We start from the raw sequence: 17,415 nt of genomic DNA, 5'->3' as shown, positions 1-17,415 counted from the left end.
GCGCCGGCAGCAGGCGGCACGGCGTTGTTCGTCGGTCAGGAACGCCACCCGTCCCGCCCCTCCCCATCGTTTCTCCCCGTGCCGTGACGGCGCTCGCTGTAAGTCACATGATCAGCGGATGCGGCGCCGGGGCCTGCCGGTTCAGGCTGTCGAGTGCGGTCCGATGTCGGCCGACGGCTCGGAGCCTTTCGCTGGTGGGCCCGCCGCCGCTGGCCGAGGTCAGCGAGGCCGCGGCCGCTGTCTGCGGCCAGATCGACCGTATCCGGCCGGATGCAGCGCATCCCGGGACACCTGCATCTCCCGCCGGTAGGATGCCCGCATGTATCTGCTGATGACGCCTCCGCCGCCCGCCGCCTGAGGCGGGCAGTCACACAGCCGTCCCGGGATGCCGGGGTTGCTGCGTGGGTTGCCCACGAAGACTTCGTGTTGGCAATCGACCGAGGAGACCTCCTTTGCAGTCCTCTTCCGCCCTGCCCGTGTGGCGGGGCGCCCTTTACGTCGCGATCGCGGCCACGGCCTGGGGCACCGGCGGTGCTGTGGCCACCGAAATGTACGACGTCGGCGGGATCGGTCCCGTCGCTGTTTCCTTCTGGCGGTTCCTGACCGGACTCGGGCTGCTCCTGGCGGCCCACTCCGTCTGGCGGGCCAGGCGGCCCGAAACGGTGTCCTCGCTGCGCGCGATGTTCGCGGCGAACCCCAGGCGGGCCCTGATCACGGGCTTCGGGATGGCGGTGGCCCAGTCCGCTTACTTCGCCTCCGTGCAGCAGGCCGGACTGGCCGTGGGCACAGTGGCGACCCTGGGCTCGGGCCCGGTACTGGTGGCCGCCGGCGCCCGGTTGACCCTGGGCGAGCGCACCGGCGCCGCCGGAACTGCCGCGGTGGTGAGCGGCGTTGCCGGCCTGGCGCTGCTGATGGGGGGAGCCGAGGGGAGCACCGGTCCCAATCCCCTCCTGGGCATCGGATACGCACTGCTCTCCGCCGCCGGCTACGCGGGTGTGACCCTGCTGGGCCGCTTCGCCGGGCGGGACAACGCCAGTGGCGCCTTCGAGTCCACGCTGCCCGGCTTCACCGTGGGCATGCTCTGTCTCCTACCGATGGCCGTGTGGGAGGGCTTGGTGCCCGACATGGACCGGCCGGCGTGGACCCTTGGCCTGATCCTCTATCTGGGGGCGGTGCCGACGGCGCTGGCGTACATCCTGCTCTTCATCGGCCTCCGGGTGGTCCGGGCGACCACGGCCTCCGTGGTCGCCCTGGTCGATCCGCTCACTGCGGCGGCCATCGGCGTCCTGGTCTTCGGCGAGCGGCTGAACGCGATCGCCCTCACCGGCACGGCCCTGCTGCTCTTCGCTGTGCTCTTCCTCGCGGCCCGCGAGGGATCCGGACAACCGCGCTCCCGAAGGAGTCCTGACCCGGACCGGGGCCGCGCCAGGCACGCTCCCCAGCCGTCCACACGGACCGAGGAGTGATCGCGCGGGCGCGGTAATGCACCTGGGCGGTGGGCCCCTTCGGCCCACCGCCCGTTGCCCTTTCGTGGGGTTCATCAGGTTCGTCGGGTTCGTCGATGAGTGTTGCGCCATGTCATTTCGCCGCGATCGCATCCCCATACAAGGTGTGTCAACCCCTACCTTCTCGCCAACCTCCCAATGCGATGTGGCTCCTGAGATGACTGGGCATTAGGTTTTCATGGGTGGCCATGCCATTGGCATGGGGATCCGACATACGGCAGGAGGCGGTGTGAGTACAGAAGCTCACTTACTAGATCAGAAATCAGGTGTGGACGCCTATCCGGTGGTAGAGGAAGTCTCCTCGCTGCTGAAACGTCCGGCAGAAGATCTCGACGCATCAGTGACCATCGCTGAACGGGCGGCGTTACGGGCGGCCGTCAGTGATCTCAACGCACGGTCGGCAGCCGGTGATCCGACGGCGTTCTACGGCCAGCAACTGTTGCTCTCCCGTATCTACGGGCTCTCCACCCAGCTCCCCGAGGGACCCACTGCCGAAGGCTCCACGTTCGTCCACGAGGTGCTTCGCCTGCTGGAGCAGGCCACCGCGGCCGCCGAGGACGCCGAGCTGGAGTCGGGCGCACTCGACGCGGCACCCACCGAGCCGTCCGCGTACCTGTCCTGGTTGAAGAAGTCCGCGCGTGAACACCGCGTGTACAAGCACCCGTACTACCGGGAATTCATCCGCCATCATGCCACGGCGGACGATCTACGGAACTACGTGATCCAGGAATCGGTCGTTGACGGTCGATTCGACGATCTTCTCGCCACGATGCAGGTCGGTACCAGCGGCGACGCGAAGATGGAGATCGCCGAAAACTTCTGGGACGAGATGGGAAATGGTGACCCTTCGCAGGTGCACACCCATCTCTTCAATCAGATCTTCCGGGTCTTCGATATTCCCGCCCAGGAACTGGAGCGGTCACTCACCGCCAACGCCCTGCTGTCGGGAAACCTCGCCGTGCTCCTGTGCCGGTACCGGCACCTGTATCCGGAAGCCGTCGGATTCCTCGGGATGACCGAATGGCTGGCGCCCGAGCGCTTCGTCCACGTCGTGCACGCCTGGGAACGGCTCGGGCTGCCCGACGTCGGCATCGTGTACCACAAGCTGCACATCACCGTCGACTCCCGGCACGCAGCCGGCTGGTTCCACAACGTGGTCGTCCCCGCCGCCACCTCCGAGCGCATGCGGCGGGCGATCGCCCGAGGAACACTGTGGCGGCTCAACTCCTCCGCCCGCTACCTCGACGAACGCATGCCCGATCTCGCCACCCACCGACCGGTCTGACAGGAAGGGCTCAGTGCCATGGCAATCGGCTCTCAGGGGTTCTCGATCATCGACTTGCCTCCGGCGACACCGGAGACGTTGGACAGCTACGACAACGTCCCGCTCGACCCGTTCATGGGCAACGGCACACGCTACAAGCGGTTCACTCAGTACCAGCTGTCGCCGGAGCCCGGAAGCGACCGGGGCTGGATCTACGAGAAGCTGCCGCAGCGCGACTACATCATCTCCAAAAGGTACAACAACGTGGCCGGCGGCATCCGCCGCCCCTACGAGCCGATCGAGGTCGACTTCACCCCGCTGGTCACCATCGGCGCGGACGCGCTCGATCTGGACCGCAGCCATGACTGGCAGATCAACATCCACCAGAACCGCAGCAGGGCCGAAAGCGAGCGCTGCGCACCGATAACCCCGGAGGGCGTGCATAGCGACGGACACGAGTACATCATGATCGCCGTGCTGCGGCGGAACAACGTCGCCGGAGGCGAGACCCGCCTGTGGCTGCCGGACGCCGACGCGCCGGTCTGGACGGGCACACTGGCGGCGGGGCAGGCCGTCCTGTTGGACGACAAGGCGATCAAGCACGAAGCCACCGACGTCACCTCCGCCGACGGCGGCCCCGGCCACCGGGACATCGTGATCGTCGCCTACTCCACCTGGGAAAAAGGGTGGTACGGCGAGGAGTACGAAGCGGCGGCCCTCGCCGACCGCCCGCTGAACTGACCCGCCGCGGCGGCCGGTTCATGGGCGACTTCGTGAAGTACCAGGCGCTCGGCAACGACTACCTGATCGTCGACCCCCGAGGCGGAGGTACGGCCCTGGGCACGGAGCCCGTCCCCGAGGCCGTCCGGCTGCTCTGTGACCGGCACCGCGGAGTCGGCGCCGACGGACTGCTCTTCGGACCGCTGGATACGCCCCGGCCCGGCACCGCCGCACCGCTGCGCATCTTCAACGCGGACGGCAGCGAGTGCGGGATGAGCGGCAACGGGCTGCGCATGTTCGCGCTGTACCTCGGCGAGCACTACGTGCAGGAGTGGCGTACGGGGACACCGTTCACCGTACGCACGCCCGGCGGCGACGCGGAGGTCCGGATCACGGACGTCACCGACGGGCGGGTGTCCGTGGGCATGGGTCGGGCGCGCTTCACCACCGGCGGGGGCACGGACGACGGTGGCGCGGCAACCACCGTCGTCCCGCTGGCAGGCGCCGGACCGGGCGACGAGGTCACCGTCACCGACCTGCACCTCGGCGTTCCCCACACCGTCGTCCTCAGCGACGCGATCGACGGTGAGCTGGTGCAGCGCCTGGGCCCCGCCCTGGCCTGGCACCCCCGCCACCCCGAGGGCACCAACGTGGAGTTCGTGCGTGTCCACGACGACCGCACGCTGGACATTGCGGTCTGGGAGCGGGTCGCCGGCCCCGTACCCGCGTCGGGCAGCGGCGCGTGCGCCGCGGCGGCCGTGGCACGCGCACGCGGCCTCGTCGGCCCCGACGTGACGGTCCGCATGCCCGGTGGCGAGGTCGACGTGAGCGTGGCGCGGGACGGCCGGATCAGCTCGGCCGGCACCGCGCAGGAGGTGATGACAGGAGTGCTCTCACGGTCCCTGCTCAAGGAACTGGCCCAGCGGGGCACGATGCTCGACGAGCCGTCGGGAAGGAGGGGCACATGAACGTCACACAGGTCCCCGGGGCGTGCCCGCTGGACTGCGCGGACGCCTGTAGCTGGCAGGTGACGGTCCGGGACGGCGAAGCCGTTGCGCTGCGCGGCACCCCGGAACACCCTTACACCCGGGGCACCCTGTGTGTGAAGGTCAACCAGTTCCTGGAGCACACCCGCGCCCCCGACCGGCTGCTCCACCCCCTGCGGCGCGTCGGTCGCAAGGGGGAGGGCCGGTTCGAGCGCATCAGCTGGGACAGCGCCCTCGACGAGATCGCCCAGCGGCTGAAGCAGACAATCGAACGCCACGGCGGCGAGGCGATCTGGCCGTACCAGGGCACCGGCACCCTCGGCTTCCTCCAGGGGCTCCAGGGGCGCGCCGGCAGCCGGCTGTGGAACGTCTTGGGTGCCTCGCGCCACGACATGACGATCTGCTCCATCGCCGGTCTCGCCGGCCTCCGGTACACCCTCGGCGTCAGTACGGGGATCGACCCGGAGAGCCTGGCGTACTCCCGGCTGGTCCTGCTGTGGGGGAGCAATCCCCTCACCAGCCGCCACCACCTGTGGAAGGTGATCCAACGCGCGCGCAGGAACGGCGCACACGTCGTCGTCATCGACCCGATCCGCAGCCGTTCGGCGGCCCAGGCCGACGAACACATCGCGCCCCTCCCGGGCTCGGACGCCGCGCTCGCCCTGGGCCTGCTGTACGTCGTGCTCCAAGAGGGCGCCGAGGACCGGGAGTACCTGGCCGCCCGCACCGTGGGGTGGGAGGTGTTCCGGAAGCGGGTGCTGGAGTTCGATCCCGAACGCACGGCGCGGGAGACGGGCGTGACCGAGGAGGAGATCGTCCGACTCGGCCGGCGCATCGCCCGCAGCAGGCCCACCGCCCTGGGGGTGTCGCAGGGCATCCAGCGCCACGCCGGCGGCGGCGCCGCCCTGCGGACCCTTGCCTGCCTGCCCGCCGTCACCGGGGACTGGCAGCGGCCCGGCGGCGGACTGCTCTACTCGACCGACGGCTACTTCGGCGCGAACCGCGAAGCCCTCTACCGGGACGACCTGCTGCGCCACCCCGTGCGCACCCTGTCCATGACGCGGCTGGCCGAAGGACTGCTGGAGGTGGACGATCCGCCCGTCGAAGCACTGGTCGTCTACGGCGCCAACCCGCTGGCCAGCTCCCCCGACCAGAATCGGATCCGCCGCGGCCTCGCCCGCGAAGACCTCTTCACCGTGGTCATGGACCACTTCCAGACCGACACCGCTGACTACGCCGACATCCTGCTGCCCGCCACCATGCAAACCGAGCACCTGGACGTGCACGACGGCTACGGCCACCTGTACGTCAACTGGAACGAACCGGCGGTCGCTCCGCCAGGGGAGTGCCTGTCCACCACCGAGACCTTCCGACGCCTGGCCCGGGCCATGGAGCTGACGGAACCCGCGCTCTACGCCGGCGACGAAGAGTTGGCGAGCGAACTCCTCGACTCCCCGCACCCGTCCTTGGCCGGTATCACCGTCGACACGCTGCGCACCAAGGGATGGGCCCGGCTCGCCTACCCGGACACATTCGTGCCCTTCGCGACCGGATTCCCCACCCCTTCGGGGAAGCTGGAGTTCGTCTCGGAGACCGCCCGGGCGGATGGCCACGACGCCGTGGCCGGATACGTTCCGGCGAGCGAGACCGACGACGCCGAACGGGCGCGGTCCTTGCCCCTCGTCCTCCTCTCCGTCGCGAACCACTTCTTCCTGAACACCGTCTTCGGGAACAAACCCGAACTGCGCCGCCGGGCCGGCCCGCCGTATGTCGTACTGCACCCGGAGGACGCCGCGGCGAGCGGCATTGCAGCCGGCGACCGCGTTCGGATCAGCAACGAACGGGGCGCCTTCGAAGCCCTGGCCAGGATCGACGACGTGGTGCGCCCGGGAGTCGCCATGACGACGAAGGGCCACTGGCTCAAGTTCACCGGCGGCTCCGGCCCCAACGCCACCGTCGACGAACGGGACGCGGACATGGGCGGCGGAGCGGTCTTCCACGACAACCGCGTACGGATCACGCCCCTTGCCCGGAGCGAGGACGACAGCAGTGAGGACGGCGGATGAAGTTCCGACGACTGGGCCGCAGCGGGCTCCAGGTCAGTGAGATCGCCTACGGCAACTGGGTCACACACGGCGCCCAGATCGACGACGGCCAGGCCACGGAGTGCGTGCACGCGGCATTGGACGCCGGCATCACCACCTTCGACACGGCCGACATGTACGCGGGCACGGCCGCCGAGGCCGTGCTCGGCAAGGCGCTGCAGGGCCGGCGCCGCGAGTCCCTGGTGATCTCGACCAAGGTGTTCTTCCCGACCGGCCCCGGACCGAACGACGGCGGCCTGTCCCGCAAGCACATCACCGAGGCCGTCAACGGCTCGCTGACCAGGCTCGGGACCGACTACGTCGACCTGTACCAGGCACACCGCTTCGACGAGCGCACTCCGCTGGAGGAGACGCTCAGGACTTTCGACGACCTCGTGCGGCAGGGCAAGGTCCTCTACATCGGCGTCTCGGAGTGGACCGCCGACCAGATCGCCCGGGCCGTGAAGCTCACCGGCGAACTCGGCCTGGAACGGTTCGTCTCCAACCAGCCCCAGTACTCGATGCTCTGGCGCGTCATCGAACCGGAGATCGTACCCCTGTGCGAACGGGAAGGGCTCAGCCAGATCGTCTGGTCACCCCTCGCCCAAGGCGTGCTCACCGGCAAGTACCTGCCCGGACGGCCGCCGCCCGCGGGATCGCGCGCCACGGACGAGGCGGGTGCCCGCTGGGTGAAGACCTTCCTGCGCGACGAGGTGCTGGAGCGGGTGCAGCAGCTGGCCCCCATCGCTCGGGAGCTGGACCTGACCCCGGCCCAGCTCGCCGTCGCCTGGACGCTCCAGAACCCGAACGTCGCCGCGGCCATCGTGGGCGCCTCCCGGCCGGAGCAGGTCTGTGACAGCGCGAAGGCGGCGGGCGTCCGCATCGACCCGGCGGTAATGCAGCGCATCGACACCGTCCTCGGCCCGGTCGTCGAACGCGATCCCGCCAAGGTGGACAGCGCCGAATAGAGCCCGCCCTTCCCGCCTCCATTCCGCCGAGCACCTGGAGACATCCATGACCTTCCTCCCGTTCGAACTGCTCGAGTGGCTGCAGAAGCGGGGAGCCACCGTCACATACAGCCTGGCCGACAGCGGCTGTCGACCGATCCGGCTGCGCGAGCTGGTCGACGACGAACAGGCGCTGAGCCGATTCCTCGACAGCGAGCTGAGCTACCCGCCGACGTGCGGCACCGACCACCTGCGCGCGCAGATCGCCCATTGGCACGCCGGGAGCACCGACCACGCATCGGAGGTCATCGTCACCGTCGGGGCGGCCGAGGCCAACACAGTCGCTGTCGACACCCTCGTCCGCCCCGGGGACCACGTAGTGACGATGTCACCCGGCTACCGCCAGGTCTGGGGTGCGGCCCAGAACCGGGGCGCCGACGTCGACGACGTCCCCCTGGACCCGGAGCGCGGCTGGCGACCCGACGTCGACGCCCTGGCCCGCGCGGTCCGCCCGAACACCCGGGCCATCGTGCTGACAACCCCCAACAACCCGGCGGGCACCGTCCTGACCGAAGAGGAGATACGAGCGATCGTCTCCGTCGCCGACCGGGTCGGCGCCTGGATCCTCTCCGACGAGGTCCACCGCGGCACCGAACTCCACACCGACGAGCTCAGCCCCACCTTCTGGGGCCGCTACGACCGCGTCGTGTGCGTCGGCAGCCTCTCCAAGGCGTTCGGCATGCCGGGGCTGCGCCTCGGCTGGCTGATCGCACCACCCGCGCTCCTCCCGCAGCTCCGCCAACGGCACGAGTACGCCACCCTCTCCGCGGCCGGGACGGCGATGGCGCTGGCGGAACTGGCGCTCGCGCCGCCCACCTGCGTCCGGCTGCTCGACCGCTACCGCGGCTTCCTGCGCGAGAGCTGGACCCAGATGCAGCAGTGGATCGACTCCCATGACCACCTGCTCTCGGTCGTGCCGCCCCAGGCCACCTCCCTGGCGTTCGTCCGCTACCACCTGGACCTGCCCAGCACCGACGTCGCCGAGGCCCTGCACGCCCGCGGCAAGGTGCTGGTCGGCGCCGGGGCCCACTTCGGAACCGAGCACCACCTACGGTTCACCTACGGGCAAGAACCGGCCCAGTTGGCGGCGGCGCTGGAGAAGACCTCGCACGTCCTGAAGGAACTGAGCGCGTGAACCCCACAAAACTGCCCCTGATCGACGCCGAGGAACTGGCGCGCCGCCTGCCCATGCCACGGGCAATCGCGGCACTGGACCGGGCCCTGCGCGCCGGGCTGGACCCCGAAGCGGACGTCCCGCGCACCGTACTCGACGTCCAGGCGGGCCAGCTCCTGCTGATGCCCGCCACGTCGTCCTCGTACGTCGGGGTGAAGCTCGCCGCGGTCGCGCCCGACAACCCCGCCCGCGGCCTGCCGCGCATCGTCGCCTCCTACCTCCTCATGGACGCGGCCACGCTCTGCCCGACAGCCCTGATCGACGGCTCCGCCCTGACCCTGCTGCGGACGCCCGCGGTCTCCGCCGTGGCCGTGGACCACCTGGCGGCCGCAGACGCCGAACGGCTCGTCGTCTTCGGAGCCGGACCGCAGGCATGGGGCCACGTGGAGGCGGTCAGGGCCGTACGCCCCATCTCCTCGGTCGGAGTCGTCGCGCGCCGTCCGGAGCAGACGGCCGAACTGGTCGAGCGCTGCCGGTCGGCGGGTCTGCCCGCGGAGGCCGTCCCACCGCAGGCCGTGGCGACCGCCGACGTGGTCGCCTGCTGTACGACGGCGCGGACGCCGCTGTTCCCCGCCGCGGCGGTCGCGGACCACGCGGTCGTCGTGGCGATGGGAGCGCACGAACCGACGGCCCGCGAGGTGGACGGCGCCCTCGTCGCCCGCGCCACCGTCATCGTCGAGGCGCGCACCGCGGCGCTGCGTGAGGCGGGCGACCTCCTGATCCCCCTGCGCTCGGGCGACGTCGACACCGGGGTGATCGCGGGCAACCTGTCCGAACTCGTGCGCGGAGCCGTGGACGTCGCGCCCCGGCGGCCGAAGCTGTTCAAGGGCATGGGCATGGCGTGGCAGGACCTGGTGGTGGCCGCTGCCGCCGTCGACGGGTCCCCGTGAGCGCGCGAAGGTGACCGGAACCTGACGACGTCCCCGGCCATCGGGTCACGATGCGTCGCCGCCAAGCGTGAGGAACCGGGCCTGCTGCCCGCTGTACGCGCGGCCGCCCCGGACACGTACATCCTCGCCGACGGCTTCAGCTGCCGCACCCAGATCGCCCAGCAGACCGACCGCACCGGCACACATGTCGCACAGCTCATCGCCCGCGTACTACCCCCGGCCAACGCCTCCCCGGCCTGAACCTCTGCTGACATCTCTGCTGACAAGGACCTTCCGTGACTGATGCACTTTCCCTCGTCGACGACTGGGGCCCCGAGAAGATCGTCGTCGTCTCCCACCGACGCACCGGCATGAAAGGTGTCCTGGTCATCGACAACACCGCCCGGGGTGTGGGCAAGGGCGGTACCCGGATGAGCCCCACCGTGACCGTCGGCGAAGTGGCCCGCCTGGCCCGCGTCATGACCTGGAAGTGGGCCGGCGTCGACCTCTTCTACGGCGGCGCCAAAGCAGGCATCGCCGCCGACCCCGCCTCCCGCGACAAGGAAGCGATCCTGCGCGCGTTCGCCCGCGCACTGTCCAACGAGGTCCCCCGCGAGTACGTGATGGGCCTGGACATGGGGCTGACCGAGAGCGACGCCGCCATCATCCAGGACGAACTCGGTGACCGAGGCGCCGCCGTCGGCACCCCCGAACACCTCGGCGGCGTCGCCTACGACAAACTCGGCGTCACCGGCTACGGCGTCGCCGAGGCCACCGACGCCGCGGCCCAGCACCTGGGACTGCCCCTGGCCGGTTCCCGCGTCGCCATCCAGGGCTTCGGCGCCGTCGGCAGCGCGGCCGCCCAGCGTTTCGCGGAACTCGGCGCCACCGTCGTAGCGGTCTCCACAGCCCACGGCGCCTTGCACAACCCGACCGGCCTCGACGTCGCGGACCTCCTTGCGGCCCGCGACGAGCACGGCGACCGCTTCGTCACCCGCCACTACCACGGCACCCCCCTGCCCCTTGGCAGCGAGCTCACCGTGGACTGCGACATCCTCGTGCCCGCCGCCCTGCAGGACGTCATCTGTCGCACCACCGCGCAGCACATCAAGGCCCGGCTCGTCGTCGAAGGCGCGAATCTGCCCACGTCCCCTGAAGCCCAGTTCCTTCTCGCCGAGCGCGGCATCGCCGTGATCCCCGATTTCGTCGCCAACGCCGGAGGCGTCGTCGCAGCAGCCTTCGCCATGGACTCCCGCTACTCCGGCTTCCGTCCCGACACCACCACCATCTTCGAAACGATCTCGACCAGACTGCGAGCCAACACCGTCACCGTCCTCGACGAAGCCCGGCGACGGGAGACCACCCCGCACACCGCGGGCCGCACCCTGGCCGAAGAACGCGTCCGCACCGCGATGCGGAGCAGGGGACGGATTCCTCTCGCCTGAGCACCGCTGTCCTGCCGATGTCTGGCCAATCCGTTCGACACATCACTCGAATGCGTGGCGATCCTGCGGTCTTCGGCCTGATGGTCCCTACACTCGCGGGGTGCGCACATCCCGTGAAGCATCCAGTGATCCCACCGAAGAGCAGTAGGAGGGCTTGGCCGAGGTTGTCCCACTGCGTGGCAGCGACGCATGGCCGTCCTGACCGGGCCGCGGGCGGCGCCTGAAGGGTGTCAACATTCCGATCAGACCGAGGCTGCGGTGGGCCCGTCCCGCGTTGTAGTGCTCGGCGTACTGGTCGAGGACCGTGCGCAGGTGTCGTTCGCCGGTGATGAGGAGGCGGTCGGTGCATTCGGCGCGGGCTGTGCGTATCCATCGTTCCGCGAACGCGTTGGACCGGGGGCTTTGCGGCGGTGTCGGGATGACGGCTGTGCCGTTGCCGGTCCGCACTGGTGCAAGCGCTGCAGACCGGACACCTCGGCTTCGCGGCGCTTGACGTAGTCGCCAATGAACCGCTGTCACCAGACGACGCTCTCTGGAACCAGCCCAACGTTCTCATCAGCCCGCACACGGCGGCCCTGACGATCGACGAGGGCAAACGCATCATCGACCTGTTTGTCGCCAACGCGCGACGGATTTTCGAGCACCAGCCTCTCATCAACACCGTCGACACCGTCGAGTTCTACTGACTCATACACCTGCTCCAGCCCGGACACCTGAAGGGTGTCATTACGCACTTCGTCATAAGGTCGCCGTGCTTCTCCGGCAGGTCGAGCGGCAGCCGAACGGCCCAACAGGAGGAAGCAGCCCAGCAGCCGGCGGAAGATCAAGTAAAGCACTCACAGGCCCACGATCAGTGATCATGCCCACGCTCTGGTGCTCGCAAAGCACCTGGTCAGCCACCGTACGGCAGTAAAGACACCCCTCAGGGCTTGGCAGGTCGGTCTTCAGTACGGCCCGGTAGCGCCGATAGACCTTTAGGACACCGAGAAGCAGAAGAGCTTGCCGGACCAGCTGGCGAAGACGTGGTCGTCGGTGGGGAACGCCGACCAGGAGCCGGAGCCACCGCTGACGGGGTGGTGCCAGACCTGTTGGCCGGTGCCGGCGTCGAAGCCGTAGAGCCCTTTCTCTCCCGCGAGGAGGAAGAGGTCGCGTAGGGCGCCCAGGAACTGCAGCTCACCGAGGCCGGAGCCTGCCGTCCAGCGCTTCGCCCCGGTCTGGGCGTCGACGGCGTGCAGGACCTGGTCGAGGTAGCAGACGGTGTCACCGGACCGGTCGTAGCCCCGCATCCCCCGGGCCGCGGTCCGCACGCTCCACAGGGTCTTGCCCGTCTTTGGGTCGAAGGCGGCGAGCAGCCCGCCGGTCGCGCCGGCGGCTCCGGTGGCCGGGTAGCAGAACAGGGCCCCCTGGCGCAGCTCCAGGGATCCTTGCCAGCCGAGGATCGCACTGTTCGTCGGTGGGAGACCGGTGGGCTTGCTCCAGAGCGTGTCGCCGTCGGCCGGCTTGAGGGCGAGCAGCCGCATATCGCCGTCGATGGCGTAGAGCACCTCGCCCTCGGACGGCGGATAGAGGGTGACGAGGTCCTTGGACCACAGGCGGTCGCCCGTGTCCGACGCGATGGCGGTGTATCCGTTGAGGATCGCGGTCGTGGACGTGTTCGACGCGCGGCCCCAGACGATCAGATGGCCGGCCCGGGTGGCGCCGACGACCGTGGGTCCGCCCATGTCCGGCGTCTGCCACCGCACCTCACCGGTAGCCGCGTCGATGCCATGGAGGCGCCCGTTGCTTCTGGTCACGAGCAGCGGGCCGTCTCCGAACTCGATCTCCGGCGCGCTGGCCCCGGTCGGGGACGCGGTCCACAGCTCCTTCCCGGAGCGGCCGTCGAACGCGTGGACCTTCCCGTCGGTGCGTACGGTGTAGACCCGCTTGTTGTCGGCGATGACGTCGGTGTTCTGGCCGCTGAGGTCCTTCCACAGGGGCTTGCCGCTGGCCCGGTCGACGCAGACCCCCGAGGTCTCCCCGGCGCACAGCAGGGTGGACGGTGTCACCGAGAGGAGGGACATGCCGGGCTGCGGGAGGTCCGTGGTCCAGGAGAGTTCGGGGATGGCGGTCGCGTCCCCGTCGCGCGACCGGAGGATCAGCGCGGTGCCCGTGGCCGCCGCGGCGACGGCGAGCACCGCGCCGCCGGCCAGCACCCGGCGCCTGCTGAGCAGCGGAGTGCGCACCTCCTCGCGCAGGCTGCGCTGCGCCGCGGTCACCTGCAGCTCGACCGCGCCGAGCCAGCCCGCGGTGGTCGCCGGGCGCAGCCGGCCCTGCAGTTGCGCGACGGTCGGACGCCGGGCGGGGTCCTTGTCGAGGCAGGCGGTGACGATGCCGAGCAGGGCCTGCGGGACGCCGTCCAGCTCCGGTTCCTCGTGGGCGGCGCGGTAGAGCAGTGCGTGCGCCGCGCCGGTGCCGAAGGGCAGGGCGCCGGTGGCGGCGAAGGCAAGCACGGCGCCGAGCGCGAACACGTCGCTGGCGGGGGTGAGCTCGGCTCCCGTCGACTGTTCGGGCGACATGAAGCCGGGCGACCCGATGATCTGGCCTTCTGCGGTGAGCACGGTCCCGTCGACGGCCCGGCTGATGCCGAAGTCGATGACTCTGGGCCCGTCGGCGGTGAGCAGGATGTTGGACGGCTTGAGGTCGCGGTGGACCAGTCCGGCGCGGTGGATGGCGGCCAGCGCCTCGGCCAGGCCCGCGCCGAACACGCGCAGGGTGGCCTCGGGCATGGGCCCGTGGGCCCCGATGGCGTCGGTGAGCGAGGGGCCGGGGATGTACGCGGTGGCGAGCCACGGTTGCGGCCCCTCGGGGTCGGCGTCGACGACGGGCGCGGTGAAGGCGCCGCCGACCGCGCGGGCGGCGTCCACCTCGGCCTTGAAGCGCCGCCGGAAGCCGGGATCGGCGGCCAGTTCGGGGCGTACGACCTTGACGGCGACGGCACGGCCGCTGCGCGACGCGGCCAGATGGACGCGGCCCATGCCACCCGCGCCGAGTTCCCGGATCACCCGGTACGGTCCGATGTGTGTGATGGCGTCGCCCTGCGTGGTCATGGGGTGGGGCTCCGGAAGGCGTAGAGGGCGGTGTCGGACGCGGCGTAGACGGTCGTGCCGGAGGCCTGCACCGACCAGGACTTCTTGTTCCTGGCTTCGGCCCCGGATGCCTGGTGCGCCCACAGCGGTTTGCCGTCCGAGGCGCGCAGGACGATGAAGCCCGGGGTGTCGGCGCCGAACAGGGAGAGCGCCACCAGGGACTCGGTGACGGAGGGGCCCTGGGCGCGTGCGCTCCAGGGGTCGAGGGGCAGCGGACTCGGGGTGTGCCACAGCTGGCTGCCGTGGCGCAGGTCGAGGGCGAAGACGGTGCCCTGGCCGTCCGCGACGTAGGCCCGGTTGCCCTGGACTGTGGTGGGGCTCAGGTTCGTCGTCTCGTTGACGGCGGTCCACAGGTCGCCACCGTCGGCAGTGCTCAACGCGCGCACCTTGACGTGGGTGACCAGCAGCGCGTTGCCGTCGGTGGCCAGTCTCGGGTAGGCGCCGGGCTTGATGACGTCTCGGACCGTCCAGCGGACCTCGCCGGAACGCAGTTCGATTCTGTGGACGTTGCCGTTGTCCTGCAAAAAGCAATGGCGGCCGTCGGCGATGGCCTGGAAGTCGGAGCCGTTCACCGTGCGGGACCAGAGCACCGACCCCTCGGCGAGGTCCACGGCGCACACGCTGTAGCCCTGATTGCCGCTGGTGCTGACGACGGCGACTGAGCCGGCGACGCAGAGGACGTCCTGGACTTGGTCGGCGTACGACTCCGTGTCCTTCTGCTCGGTGACCGTGTGGGTGAACTTCAGGTCACCCTTGGCGTCCACACCGAGCAGGTAGCCGCGCTCACCCGCCCAGGCTGTTCCGAACAGCGTCGAGCCCCGGACCGTGAGCCAGTCCGGCCCGCTGGAGGCGTCGGACGGTATGCGGGCCTTGGCCGTCCAGCGTTCCTTTCCGGTCGTGGTGTCGTAGGCGATGGCGGTCTGCTTGTCCCAATGCACCAACGTGGAGCCGAGAAGACGTAGTTGGCCGTTCTCCACCTGCCGCAGCGGGCTCGACCACCGCGGCTTTGGGCCCGCGGGCACCTTGGCCCGGGGCCGGACCGTGGTGCCCGCGCCACCGCCGCGGCCCGGGGTGCGGCCGGGCTCCGACCGCCGCCCGGCCACGACCGCGGCGCCCGCGGCCACCGCTGCGGTGCCACCGGCCACGGTGATCCACACGAAGCGGCGGCGGCTCGGCCTGCTCGGGTCCGCCGTGGTCAGCGAGGTCACGGGCATGGGGGGTGCGGCCACCAGGACGGCGGCGTGCGCCTCGCGTGTGGCGAGGTCGTCCCGCAGGCCCGGTGTGAGCAGCGCGGACGGTTCGGCGGGGCCGAGCGCGGCCAGCACCGCGCCGGTGGGCGGCCTGCGGGTGGGGGCCTTGTCCAGGCAGGCCGCGACCAGCGGACGCAGCGCTTCGGGTACGCCGTCCAGCAGTGGCGGGGCGTGGACGGCCCGGTAGAGGATCTCGGCCGTGTTTCCGGTGCCAAAGGGGCCCCGGCCGGTGGCCGCGAAGACCAGGACGCAGCCGAGGGAGAAGACGTCGGCCGCCGGTCCGGCCTCGCGGCTCGACACGATCTGCTCGGGGGCCATGAACCCGGGCGTCCCGATCACGGCGTCCGTCCGGGTGACCTGCGTCGCGTCCGCCGCCCGGCTGAGGCCGAAGTCGATGACACGGGGCCCGTCTTCTGCCACGAGTACGTTGCCGGGCTTGAGGTCGCGGTGGACGATTCCGGCGGCGTGGATCGCGAGCAGCGCCTCGGCGAGGCCGGTGCCCAGGGCCCGCAGGGCCGGCTCGGGCAGCACGCCGAAGTGGCGCACGACATCATGCAGGGACGGCGCGGGGATGTACGCGGTGGCCAGCCAGGGCTGCGGGGCGTCGGCATCCGCGTCGAGCACCGGCGGGGTGTAGAACCCGCTGACCCTCCGAGCGGCGTCGGCCTCGCGTCGGAAACGCCCGCGGAAGTTCGGCGTCTCGGCGTACTCGGGCCGGATGACCTTCAGGGCGACCAGGCGCGATCCCGGTGATCTGGCGAGGAAGACCCGGCCCATGCCGCCTTCGCCCAGGAGCTGGAAGACCTCGTAGGGGCCGATCCGGCCCGGGCCCTGCGGCTGCGGGACCGTCGGGTGCGACTGGAAGACTTTCGTGTGCGGCTGCGGGACCGTGGGGTCGCTGCCGCCGTGCGCCGGTGTGTGCACCGTGATCGTGGACGCGGGTCAGCTCAGCGAACCGAGTACGTCGCGCGCGGCGGCGACGACGGCGTCCTCGGCCTGCTGCTGGTTCCTGCCGGAGTCCCTGGTGTCGTAGGAGAGGCTCACAGTGAACTCGGCATTGCCCTCACGGACGATCACCTGAGCCTCCGCCAGGTCGAAGGGATCCTTGTCCACACCATGCACGACGTAGGCGTCCTCGCCGAGCCCGCTGAGCGACCGGGAGTCGGTGATCGTGCGCACCTTCTTCAAGGCCCCGAGGGCGCTCTTCTTGTGCACGTCGAACATGCCACTCGCCGACGGGCCGACCGTGAGGTTCACCTCCAGGCGCAGCTGCCCGCCGCCCGAGCCGAACGGCGTGTCCCAGCTCGGCATCCTGGTGATCATCGCTGCCATGGTGGCGTTGTCGAACTGCGACGGCTTGCACTCGGTTCCCGGTGCGATGCGCGCGATGGTGGACGCCTTGATCAGCCGGCACCCTTCGGGCACCTTGGTGAACGATTTCCCCGCCGTCGGCGCCTGCGGCTTGGCTGCGCCGCCCGGAGCGCCGGACTGCTTCCCCTCAGCAGCGCTTTCGCCGTCACCCCCTGACATGGCGATGGCCACACCGACGATCGCGGCCACGGCGATGGCCGCACCGCCACCGATCAGCCAGGGCCGCGTACGGGCGCCGCGCGGCCGCCCCGAGCCCGGGCCACCGCTTAGCGGCGGCGTCGCCGGGACCGGCTGTGACCAGGCCGAAGGCGTGCCCGGCGACCGGGGCGGGACCGGAGGCGGTGCCTGGCCCGACGGGGGCGGCACCTGCCCCGGAGCCTGCGCCGCAGGACCCCACCCCGGCATTCCCTGAGGGAGCGGCTGGGTGGGGCCGGTCTCGCCGGAGCCCTGCCGGGGGTCCGACCGCGGGGTCTTACTCACGGGGTAGCTCGCTTTCCGTTCTCGCCATCGGGACCGGCAGGGCCCGTCCCGTCGACCGGGCCGGAGCGAAGGCGCACCGGGGCCCGGCACAACTTGCAAAACCCTTTCGGAAGGCGATGCAATGCCGATGAAATC

Annotated in this window: 13 protein-coding genes and 2 pseudogenes; 11 read left to right on the top strand and 4 right to left on the bottom strand. The window is 70.6% G+C overall.

Annotated elements, in window-relative coordinates:
* Positions 1 to 452: 452 nt before the first annotated feature.
* The 10 genes and pseudogenes from ACWY4P_RS47170 to ACWY4P_RS47125 form a co-directional block, all read left to right on the top strand.
* On the top strand, positions 453 to 1,466 hold the full coding sequence (locus ACWY4P_RS47170; RefSeq protein ID WP_456206964.1) for a DMT family transporter: 1,014 nt from the start codon (positions 453 to 455) through the stop codon (positions 1,464 to 1,466).
* A 268-nt stretch (positions 1,467 to 1,734) separates the two neighbouring features.
* A complete protein-coding gene (locus ACWY4P_RS47165; protein ID WP_456206963.1) occupies positions 1,735 to 2,790 on the top strand; it encodes an iron-containing redox enzyme family protein in 1,056 nt (351 codons plus the stop codon).
* Positions 2,791 to 2,808: 18 nt separating this feature from the next.
* A complete protein-coding gene (locus ACWY4P_RS47160; protein ID WP_456206962.1) occupies positions 2,809 to 3,510 on the top strand; it encodes a 2OG-Fe dioxygenase family protein in 702 nt (233 codons plus the stop codon).
* Positions 3,511 to 3,530: 20 nt separating this feature from the next.
* A complete protein-coding gene (gene dapF / locus ACWY4P_RS47155) occupies positions 3,531 to 4,457 on the top strand; it encodes a diaminopimelate epimerase (protein WP_456206961.1) in 927 nt (308 codons plus the stop codon).
* A complete protein-coding gene (locus ACWY4P_RS47150; protein WP_456206960.1) occupies positions 4,454 to 6,541 on the top strand; it encodes a molybdopterin-containing oxidoreductase family protein in 2,088 nt (695 codons plus the stop codon). Before dapF ends, ACWY4P_RS47150 begins: the two co-directional genes overlap by 4 nt.
* Positions 6,538 to 7,527, top strand: coding sequence for an aldo/keto reductase family protein (locus ACWY4P_RS47145; protein WP_456206959.1), 990 nt, complete (start codon positions 6,538 to 6,540; stop codon positions 7,525 to 7,527). The genes ACWY4P_RS47150 and ACWY4P_RS47145 overlap by 4 nt, the downstream gene beginning before the upstream one ends.
* 46 nt (positions 7,528 to 7,573) lie before the next feature.
* Positions 7,574 to 8,701 (top strand): aminotransferase class I/II-fold pyridoxal phosphate-dependent enzyme, encoded by a 1,128-nt coding sequence (locus tag ACWY4P_RS47140; RefSeq protein WP_456206958.1) that lies wholly within the window; start codon positions 7,574 to 7,576, stop codon positions 8,699 to 8,701.
* Positions 8,698 to 9,630, top strand: a complete 933-nt coding sequence (locus ACWY4P_RS47135; RefSeq protein WP_456206957.1) for an ornithine cyclodeaminase family protein — start codon at positions 8,698 to 8,700, stop codon at positions 9,628 to 9,630. The genes ACWY4P_RS47140 and ACWY4P_RS47135 overlap by 4 nt, the downstream gene beginning before the upstream one ends.
* A 275-nt stretch (positions 9,631 to 9,905) precedes the next feature.
* Positions 9,906 to 11,054, top strand: coding sequence for a Glu/Leu/Phe/Val family dehydrogenase (locus ACWY4P_RS47130; RefSeq protein ID WP_456206956.1), 1,149 nt, complete (start codon positions 9,906 to 9,908; stop codon positions 11,052 to 11,054).
* 154 nt (positions 11,055 to 11,208) lie between these two features.
* Positions 11,209 to 11,279: pseudogene (locus ACWY4P_RS47125) on the top strand (cell division protein SepF); the annotation flags it as partial.
* Positions 11,280 to 11,360: 81 nt separating this feature from the next.
* On the opposite strand, the pseudogene ACWY4P_RS47120 reads toward ACWY4P_RS47125, so the two are convergent.
* Positions 11,361 to 11,501: pseudogene (locus tag ACWY4P_RS47120) on the bottom strand (integrase core domain-containing protein); the annotation flags it as partial.
* Between the two features lie 2 nt (positions 11,502 to 11,503).
* On the opposite strand from ACWY4P_RS47120, the gene ACWY4P_RS47115 reads away from it, so the two are divergent.
* Positions 11,504 to 11,740 carry an NAD(P)-dependent oxidoreductase gene (locus ACWY4P_RS47115; RefSeq protein WP_456206955.1) on the top strand — a complete coding sequence of 79 codons (237 nt, stop codon included), beginning with the start codon at positions 11,504 to 11,506 and terminating at the stop codon, positions 11,738 to 11,740.
* A gap of 288 nt (positions 11,741 to 12,028) precedes the next feature.
* On the opposite strand, the gene ACWY4P_RS47110 is transcribed toward ACWY4P_RS47115, so the two are convergent.
* The 3 genes from ACWY4P_RS47110 to ACWY4P_RS47100 are packed head-to-tail and all read right to left on the bottom strand — an operon-like array spanning position 12,029 to position 17,280.
* Positions 12,029 to 14,140, bottom strand: coding sequence for an outer membrane protein assembly factor BamB family protein (locus tag ACWY4P_RS47110; protein WP_456206954.1), 2,112 nt, complete (start codon positions 14,138 to 14,140; stop codon positions 12,029 to 12,031).
* Positions 14,137 to 16,353 (bottom strand): protein kinase domain-containing protein, encoded by a 2,217-nt coding sequence (locus ACWY4P_RS47105; protein ID WP_456206953.1) that lies wholly within the window; start codon positions 16,351 to 16,353, stop codon positions 14,137 to 14,139. The genes ACWY4P_RS47110 and ACWY4P_RS47105 overlap by 4 nt, the downstream gene beginning before the upstream one ends.
* Before the next feature lie 18 nt (positions 16,354 to 16,371).
* Complete coding sequence (locus ACWY4P_RS47100; protein WP_456206952.1) at positions 16,372 to 17,280, bottom strand: hypothetical protein; 909 nt, start codon at positions 17,278 to 17,280, stop codon at positions 16,372 to 16,374.
* Positions 17,281 to 17,415 lie beyond the last annotated feature (135 nt).

Source organism: Streptomyces sp. LZ34 (assembly GCF_053890475.1).
This window is presented reverse-complemented; position numbering and strand designations above follow the sequence as displayed.

What these genes read in the sequence shown, in the direction of transcription:
- ACWY4P_RS47160 (WP_456206962.1), top strand. Translation starts at nt 2,809, where the DNA reads ATGGCAATCGGCTCTCAGGGGTTCTCGATCATCGACTTGCCTCCGGCG.
- dapF (WP_456206961.1), top strand. Translation starts at nt 3,531, where the DNA reads ATGGGCGACTTCGTGAAGTACCAGGCGCTCGGCAACGACTACCTGATC.
- ACWY4P_RS47150 (WP_456206960.1), top strand. Translation starts at nt 4,454, where the DNA reads ATGAACGTCACACAGGTCCCCGGGGCGTGCCCGCTGGACTGCGCGGAC.
- ACWY4P_RS47145 (WP_456206959.1), top strand. Translation starts at nt 6,538, where the DNA reads ATGAAGTTCCGACGACTGGGCCGCAGCGGGCTCCAGGTCAGTGAGATC.
- ACWY4P_RS47140 (WP_456206958.1), top strand. Translation starts at nt 7,574, where the DNA reads ATGACCTTCCTCCCGTTCGAACTGCTCGAGTGGCTGCAGAAGCGGGGA.
- ACWY4P_RS47110 (WP_456206954.1), bottom strand. Translation starts at nt 14,140, where the DNA reads ATGACCACGCAGGGCGACGCCATCACACACATCGGACCGTACCGGGTG.